We start from the raw sequence: 7856 nt of genomic DNA on the forward strand, positions 1-7856 counted from the left end.
GCACCTCGACCTGATGGCCCAGGTCCAACGCGGTGGTCGGCTCGTCCAGCAGCATCACCGAGCCCTGCTGCGCCAGGGCCCGCGCGAGCACCACCCGCTGCGCCTCCCCGCCGGACAAGTCGGTCACCGGCCGACCGGCCAGGCGATGCAGACCCAGCCTCGCCAGCACCTGGGCGGCGATGCGACGGTCGGCCCCGGACTCCCGGGCCAGCCACCCCAGATGCGCCGTGCGACCGATCAGCACGTACTCGGCCGCCGTCATCCCTTCCGGCAGGACGGGTGACTGGGGGACCAGCGAGATCTCGCGCGCCGCCGCCGAGCCACCTGTGGTGACGGTGACCCTCCCCGTGTGCGCGACCAGGCCGGCCACGGCGCGCAACAACGTCGACTTGCCCGCCCCGTTCGGCCCGATCACGGCCAGCCACTCGCCCCGCCCGACCTCCAGATCCACCCCGCCCAGCACCTCGGTGCCGTGGTACCCGGCGTGCAGCCCTTCGATCGACAGCGCGGGTGCCTCCTGGCCATGAGGCGCGCGAACCGGTCGGTGGGGTGCCCGTAGAGCCACGTCAGGCCCTCCCGTGGCTACGACGGAGCACGAGGGCGAAGACCGGGGCGCCCACCAGCGCGGTGATGACCCCGACCGGGAGCTCGGCGGGCGCGACGAGAGTACGGGCGCCGACGTCGACCCCGGCCAGGAGCGCGGCCCCGACCAGGGCGGAAACCGGCAGGATGACGCGGTAGCTGTGGCTCGCGACGAGTCGCACCATGTGCGGCACGACCAGGCCGACGAACGCGATGAGGCCGCTCACCGAGACCGCGGCCGCAGTCAGCAAGGTGGCGGCGATGATGACGACCAGGCGGGAGCGGGCGGGGTCGAGCCCGAGCGCTCGGGCCTCGTCGTCCCCGACACGCAGCACGTCCAGGTGCCGTCGGTGGGCCAGCAGGATGCCTCCGCAGACGGCGACGTAGGGCCCCAGCAGGACGACCTGGTCCCACCCGCTGGTGGCGAGACGGCCGAAGAGCCACGACAGCACCTCACGGGCGCGCGTCTCGTCCAGCTTGCTCAGTGCGAAGGTCTGCGCCGCCGAGAAGAGGGCGGCCATGGCCACACCGCTGAGCAGCAGCGTGGCCGGGGAGGAGAACGAGCCGCGCGCGACCAGGGCGGAGGCGGTCACCGCGACCAAGGCCCCGACGAAGGCCGCCGCGGGCACTGCGGCGAACGGTCCCCACCCGAGGTCGAGCCCGAAGCCGAGAGCGAGCACGGCGCCGAACCCGGCACCGGCCGAGACGCCGAGGAGGTACGGGTCGGCGAGGGGGTTGCGGAACACACCTTGGAAGGCCGCCCCCGCCATGCCCAGCGCAGCGCCGACGAGCATCCCGAGCACCATGCGCGGCAGCCGGATCTGCAGCAGGACCGCCTGCTGTCGCTCCGACAGCGAGGTCGCCACCGACACCCCGGGTAGGCGGTCGACCAGGGTGGTCACCACCCCGCCCGGCGGCAGGGTCGCGGCACCACTGCTGGAGCTGAACAACGCCACCAGAACCACCATGAGGGCCGCCCCGCCGAGCGCCGAGACCGGCACGGCGAAGGAGCGGTCGATCGCCCGCTCGAGCTCCTGGGCGTCGCTCAGCTCGCTCGCATCACGAGAGGCGGGCGGGCGGAGCGGGATCATCGTCGGTGACACCCGGTTCGCCTCAGCCGGCGGGGACGCCGGCGGCCTGGCTCATCGCCTCCGCCGCCGTCGAGACGAACTGGGGCAGCCGGGGCCCCCAGCGGGAGGCGAGGTCGGCGTCGACCGTGACGACGTTGTCCTCCTGCACGGCGGTCACCTCATCCCACCCGGGACGCTGCGCCACGTCCTGCGGCGTGTATCCCACCTGGTCGGTGATCACGATCAGCTCCGGGTCGGCCTCGATCACGGCCTCCTCCGTGAGCTGGGGAAACCCGGTGCCGTCGGTGTCCGCCTCGTCGGCGATGTTGGTCGCTCCGAGCTCGGCGTAGACCGAGCCGATGAAGCCGTTGGAGCTCGCCGAGTAGAAGGTGTCGTCGATCTCGTGATACACCCGGACCGGCTCCTGAGGGCCCTCCTCCAGCGCCGACTCGACCTCGGAGCGGATGCGGGAGATCTCTTCGGCCGTCTCGTCCACGTGTCCCGTCGCGATGCCGAGCTCGGCCATCCCGGCGTAGCCGCTCTCGATGTCCGCGGGTGCGGGGTTGACGAGCACGGGGATGTCGAGCTCGGTCAGCGAGGCGACGAGGTCGTTGGCGTCGTTGGAGATGACCACGAGGTCCGGCTCGTAGCCGGTGACCGCCTCGACATTGGGCTCGAAGCCGGACAGGTCCGTGACCGGGGCTTCCTCGGGGTAGGTGGACTGCTCATCGACCGCGACCACCTGCTCACCGGCGCCGATCGCGAACAGGATCTCCGTCGCCGACGGTGAGAGCGAGACGATGCGCTCCGGCGGCTCCTGCAGGGTGAACTCCCCGGCGTCCGAGGAGATGGTGACCGGGAAGTCGCCTTCGGCGCTGTTCTGGTTCTCGCTGTTCTCGTTCTCGCTGTTCTCGTTCTCGGCGGCTTCGCCGTCCGAGGACGAGCCCCCGCCGTCGTCGGAGCAGGCGGTCAGGCTCACGGCGAGCGTGACCGCCAGCGCGAGCGATGCCAGCGGGCTCCGGCGCGTGGCGAACCGGGGGAAAAGAGTCATCGATGCCTCCTGTCGGTCGAGGAAGATGTGCCCGAACGACAGTGCGATGTCGGCCAGACCAACCCTGTGTCCTCGAGGGTGTGTGGTCCGCAGCTCGATGCGTGCGACCGGACTCGTCCGCCTCGCGAGAGGCGGCTTTACCGTTGCGGGTCAGTGCCGGGATGGACCGGACTTCGACGATCGGGTGCAGGCGCAGCATACGCCCTGGAGACAGGCTGCGTCATGGTGCAGCCTGTGCTGAGCCGGACGGCCGGGCTAGATCACGAAGCCGAGGGCGAAGGGGCCGATGACCACCGCGAACATGGTGACCAGGAGGATTCCTACCACGTTGAGGACGGCACCGCCACGCGCCATCTCGCCGATGGTGACCGCGCCGGAGCCGAAGACGATGGCGTTCGGCGGGGTGCCGACGGGGAGCATGAAGGCACAGGTCGCGGCGAGGGCGGCAGGAATGAGCAGGGTGGTCGGGTCGACCCCGATGCCGATGGCCACGCCACCCAGAACGGGGATGAACGTTGCCGCCGTCGCGGTGTTGCTCGTCATCTCGGTGAGCAGAAGCACGATCGTCACCACCGCAGCGAGCAGCAGGACGATGGGCAAGGCCTCCAAGCCGCTGACCTGCTCGCCGAACCACTCGTCCAGACCGGTCGCGGCCACGGCTGCGGCCAGGCTGAGGCCCCCACCGAACAGGAGCAGCACCCCCCAGGGCAGGCCCTTCTCGGCGTCCTCCCACTCCAGCGCCATCCGGCCCTCTTTGTCCCCGGGCAAAAGGAAAAGGATGATGCCCGCGCTGATGGCGATGACCGTGTCGTTGAAGCTGTCGAGCCACGGCAGCGCCTCACCGATGCTGCCGATACCCGCGAGCAAGCCCGGCACGATCCACAGGAACGCTGCGCCGCCGAAGACCGCGAGCACGATCTTCTCGCCCTGGCTCATCGGCCCCAGCTCGCTGATCTCGCTGTCGATCATCTCCCGGCCGCCGGGAATCTCATCGATGTGGAAGCGGTAGAGCACGCGGGTGATCAACAGCCAGGCGATGATCAGGAACGTCACCAGCAACGGCACGCCCAGCATCATCCACTCCAGGAACCCGACCTCCTTGTCGAGCTCGTCGCTGATGTAGCCGGCGACGATGGCGTTCGGGGGGCTGCCGAGCAGCGTGCCCAGGCCGCCGATCGAGGCCGACCAGGCGATCGAGAGGACGAGAGCGACTCCGAAGATGCGTACGTCGGTATCGTCGACGACGTCGGTGACGCCCTTGCCCTCCTCCATCTGGCTGCGCAGGTCTTCGCCGCCGTCCTCACCCTGGTGGGAGGCGTTCTCGACGACCAGCGCGAGCACGCTGATCGCGATCGGCAGCATCATCAAGGTGGTCGCCGTGTTCGAGACCCACATCGACAGGAAGGCCGTCGAGATCATCATTCCGAGGATGATCCGCCGGGGGTGGGTGCCCACCCGCCGCAGCGTCAGTAGGGCGATCCGCCGGTGCAAATCCCACTTCTGCATCGCGATGGCGATGAGGAAGCCGCCCAGGAACAGGAACACGATGGGGTTGGCGTAGGGCACGGTGGCGTCGTCGATGGTGAGCTCGGTCAGTGAGGGCAGCAGGATGATCGGAAGCAGCGCCGTGGCGGACAGGGGAATAGCCTCCGTGACCCACCAGGTGGCCATCAGGATGGCCACCGCGGCCACCACGCGCGCGTCGGCGCTGAGCTCCGCCCCGGCGAGCACGACGTAGACCAGCAACGCCAGGCCCACGCCCAGAGCCCGAAAGCCCCACGTCTTGGCCTTCGAGCGACCGGGTGCCGTGTCGCTGTCGTGGTCCTGCTCCTGGACTGCGTCGTCCGTCGCGCTCATCGCCGTGCCTTCCACTCCGTGGTGTCGACTCTGGCAACGTAGCACCGACCCGCTCGGCCCACAGCGCGTCAGATCCCGGTGTCCCTCTAGCAAGTGCCGCCGCCACCTGCAATGATGACGCGTCGATCTCGAGCAAAGGAGCTCCTATGCAGCCACTGGTCCTGCGCAGTGCCATCATCGCCGCCCTCGGGGGGCTCTTATTCGGGTTCGACACGGCGGTGATCTCGGGCACGACGACCGACCTCGAGAGGGTGTTCGACCTCAACGGCTTCTGGCTCGGGTTCACCGTGACCACGGCCCTGATCGGGACCGTCATCGGCGCCGCGGTCGCCGGCCTGGGGAAGCCGGCCGACGTCTACGGGCGCAAACCCGTGCTGTTCGTCATCGGCATCCTCTACATCATCTCGGCCCTGGGCAGCGCCCTGGCCACCGACTGGATCGTCTTCATGATCTTCCGCTTCCTCGGCGGCCTCGGGGTCGGCGCAGCGACAGCGGTGGCGCCGATCTACAACGCCGAAGTCGCGCCCCCGAAACACCGCGGACGGCTCGTCGGCTTGTTCCAGTTCAACATCGTCATCGGCATCCTGGTCGCCTACCTGTCCAACTTCGCGATCCTCGGCCTGTTCCCCGACGAGACGGCCTGGCGCTGGATGTTCGGCGTCGAGGCCGTGCCGGCCCTCGTCTTCTTCCTGCTGCTGTTCCTGGTGCCGGAGAGCCCGCGCTGGCTGATGGCCATGGGCCGGAACGACGAGGCGCGGGAGATCATCAGCCGGCTGTCCGCCGACGAGGAGGAGGCGCGCTTCCAGCGCGAGGAGATCGAGGAGGCGCTGCGGGAGGAGGAAGAAGGGCCCAACGTGCCCTTCTTCACCAGTGGGCACCGCAAGGTCATCCTGTTGGCCTTCGCGATCGCCGCCTTCAACCAGCTCTCCGGCATCAACGCGGTGCTCTACTACGCGCCGACGATCATGCAGGACGCAGGGCTCGGCGAGAGCGCAGCCTTCTTGTCCAGCGCGGGGGTCGGGATCGCCAACCTCATCGCCACCGTGGCTGCCTTGCTCATCATCGACAAGGTCGGGCGCAAGTTCCTGATGAAGGTGTGTGCTGGGTTCTATCTCGTCACCCTCGGCACCCTGTCGACGATGTTCTTCGTCTACGGAGGCAACTTCAGCGGTCTCACCGGTGGTGTCGTCGTCGTCATGCTCATGCTCTTCGTGGGCGGTCACGCGTTCGGCCAGGGGGCGGTGATCTGGGTGTTCATCTCCGAGATCTTCCCCACCGCCATCCGGGCACGGGGCCAGTCCTGGGGTGCGCTGACCCACTGGGGTTTCGCGGCCGCCATCTCGTGGTCTTTCCCGGCGATCGCGGCCACCGCTGGCGGCGGCGTGGCCTTCGGGTTCTTCTTCCTGTGCGGCGTCGCGATGACGCTCTGGGTGCTCAAGGTGATGCCGGAGACCAAGGGCATCCCGCTGGAGGAGATGCAGAAGACGCTCGGCCTGAGCGACAGCGCCGCCATGAAGGCCGAGTAGCCGGTCTGTGGGTCCCGTGCCCGCGCGTTCGTCGCGAGCACGGGACCCACCTGCCTTTCGAGTATCGCCGGGCCCGGCTGTGGGTCAGGATGGGCTTCATGCGTCTGATCGGGGTCGAAGAAGAGCTCTTGGTGGTCGACCCGGAGACGGGTCTGAACAGCACGGTCACCCAGCGGGCCCTCGATGTCGCCGAGCACGAAGCCGCTGCTGACGCCGCGGCCGAGGCGGAGCAGGTCAGCCGACCTGACGGCCCCGAGGTGGAGCCCGAGCTGCACCAGCAACAGATCGAGACCACGAACGAGCCGGTCGAGAGCCTGACCGATCTGGCCGAGTCGATCCGGCGCGGGCGGCGCATGGCCGGCACCGCTGTCAAGGCGGTGGGCGGAGTGGTCGTCGCCAGCGGCTCCTCCCCGCTCAGCGACCCGTCGGGGGAGGTGACCCGGGACGACCGCTACGAGCGGATCGTCGCCGAGTTCGGGCAGGTCGCTCTCAGCGCGGTGGTGTGCGGCATGCACGTGCACGTCGACGTGGCCGACCGGGAGGAGGCCGTGGTCGTCATCGACCGGATCCGGCCGTGGCTGCCGGTGCTCCTCGCGATCAGCAGCAACTCCCCGTTCAGCGCGGGAGAGGACACCGGCTACGCGAGCTGGCGGCATCAGACCTGGCGCCGCTGGCCGGCGGCCGTGCAGTGCGAGCCCTTCGGCGACGCTGCCGCATACGAGGCCGCAGTGGAGCAGGTGCTGGCCAGCGGGGCCGCCCTGGACCGGGGGATGCTCTACCTCGACGCGCGCCCGGCCGAGGGGCTGAGCACGGTCGAGATCCGCATCAACGACGTCTGCACCGACATCGACGACGCGGTCCTGGTGGCGGGACTGGCGCGCGGACTGGTGCAGGCACTCGCCCAGCACGCGACCGAAGGGCGGCCCATGCCGTCGTGGCGCACGCAGATGCTGACGGCGTCCATGTGGCGGGCGAGCCGTTACGGCTTGGCCGGGGAGCTGGTCGACCCCCAGAGCGGCGAGCTGGCCCCGGCCGCCGATGTGGTCGCCTCGGCCCTGGCCTTCGTCGAGCCGTCTCTGGAGGACTCCGAAGACCGGAGCACCCTCGGTGGGCTCGCCGAGACGGTGCTGGGACGCGGCACCGGGGCTCAGCAACAGCGTGCCGCCCAAGGCTCCGACGGCGACATACAACCCGTGATGCAGGACCTCATCGCGCGCACCCAGCAGTCCTGGCAGCAGGAGTAGCGCCGGGGTGCAGCAGCCTGGCTAGCGTCGGGCGCGGATGATGGCGGACCGGGCGTGGGTGTGAACCCGGTGCGTCGGTCGCACCTCGAGACCGGTGAAGCCCGCCGCACTCAGCGCGGTCGTCATCTCGTGCTCGGTGAGGGCTCCGGCGATGCATCCCGTCCACGCCTGCATGTCTGCCTTCGTGGCCTCGTCCATGCCCTCGTCGGCGACGACGTCGGAGAACGCGAGCCGTCCCCCCGGCCGGAGGACCCGTGCCGCTTCCGCCAGGACGACGTCCTTGTCGGCGGCCAGGTTGAGCACGCAGTTGGAGATCACCACGTCCACGCTGTCGTCGGGCAGCGGGATGTCCTCCAGGTAGCCCAGGAGGAACTCGACGTTCTCCAGGCCCGTCTGCGCGGCGTTGGCCTGCGCCTGCTGGACCATCTCTGCGGTCATGTCCAGGCCGATGGCGCGCCCGGTCGGGCCGACGCGGCGCGCCGAGATGAGCACGTCACCCCCGGACCCCGAGCCGAGGTCGAGCACG

The 7856-nt window shown here is 69.7% G+C and carries 7 protein-coding genes; 2 read left to right on the forward strand and 5 right to left on the reverse strand.

The window, feature by feature from the left end; translation table 11 throughout:
* From VJ976_RS00540 to VJ976_RS00555, 4 genes are all read right to left on the reverse strand, one after another.
* Positions 1–565 (reverse strand): ABC transporter ATP-binding protein (locus VJ976_RS00540; protein ID WP_324097862.1); only part of this gene is annotated, 565 nt, incomplete at its 3' end.
* A 1-nt stretch (position 566) separates the two neighbouring features.
* Positions 567–1673 carry an iron ABC transporter permease gene (locus tag VJ976_RS00545; RefSeq protein ID WP_324097864.1) on the reverse strand — a complete coding sequence of 369 codons (1107 nt, stop codon included), beginning with the start codon at positions 1671–1673 and terminating at the stop codon, positions 567–569.
* Positions 1674–1695: 22 nt separating this feature from the next.
* Entirely contained in the window at positions 1696–2703 is a 1008-nt protein-coding gene (locus VJ976_RS00550; RefSeq protein WP_324097866.1) for an ABC transporter substrate-binding protein, read from the reverse strand.
* Between the two features lie 255 nt (positions 2704–2958).
* A complete protein-coding gene (locus tag VJ976_RS00555; protein WP_324097868.1) occupies positions 2959–4560 on the reverse strand; it encodes an SLC13 family permease in 1602 nt (533 codons plus the stop codon).
* Positions 4561–4706: 146 nt separating this feature from the next.
* Here VJ976_RS00555 and VJ976_RS00560 point away from each other — a divergent pair, with 146 nt between their 5' ends.
* Together VJ976_RS00560 and VJ976_RS00565 are read left to right on the forward strand one after the other, a co-directional pair.
* Positions 4707–6086: a sugar porter family MFS transporter gene (locus VJ976_RS00560; protein ID WP_324097870.1), complete on the forward strand. Its 1380-nt coding sequence runs from the start codon at positions 4707–4709 to the stop codon at positions 6084–6086.
* Positions 6087–6184: 98 nt separating this feature from the next.
* Complete coding sequence (locus tag VJ976_RS00565) at positions 6185–7330, forward strand: glutamate--cysteine ligase (RefSeq protein ID WP_324097872.1); 1146 nt, start codon at positions 6185–6187, stop codon at positions 7328–7330.
* 21 nt (positions 7331–7351) lie between these two features.
* Here VJ976_RS00565 and VJ976_RS00570 read toward each other — a convergent pair.
* Positions 7352–7856 (reverse strand): methyltransferase domain-containing protein (locus VJ976_RS00570; protein ID WP_324097874.1); only part of this gene is annotated, 505 nt, incomplete at its 5' end.

Source organism: Ornithinimicrobium sp. (assembly GCF_035267225.1).
Lineage (GTDB): Bacteria > Actinomycetota > Actinomycetes > Actinomycetales > Dermatophilaceae > Ornithinicoccus.